The organism is Saccharopolyspora rhizosphaerae (assembly GCF_003931915.1).
GTDB classification, from domain to species: Bacteria; Actinomycetota; Actinomycetes; order Mycobacteriales; family Pseudonocardiaceae; genus Saccharopolyspora; species Saccharopolyspora rhizosphaerae.
This window is the reverse complement of record NZ_RSAA01000031.1, coordinates 1-209: the sequence shown is the minus strand read 5'-3', so window position 1 is coordinate 209 and position 209 is coordinate 1. Positions and strand designations below refer to the sequence as shown.

The following is a 209-nucleotide window of genomic DNA, read 5'->3' as shown; positions in this document are numbered from 1 at the left end:
CCGAGTCCGCCGAGGCCGCCGAGTACCTGGTGACGCCGCAGGTCGACGTGCTGGAGAAGCTGGCCGGTTCGGTGAGCCCGGCGGCCGTGCTGGTGCCGGCGTCCACCGACGGCAAGGAGATCGCCGGTCGCCTGGCGATCCGCCTGGACTCCGGTCTGCTGTCGGAGGTCGTGGACATCGACGGTGAGGGCGTCGCGTCGCACTCGCTG

1 pseudogene is annotated in these 209 nt (G+C 72.2%); it reads left to right on the top strand.

The window, feature by feature from the left end:
• Positions 1 to 209, top strand: a pseudogene (locus tag EIL87_RS22945) (electron transfer flavoprotein subunit alpha/FixB family protein); the annotation flags it as partial.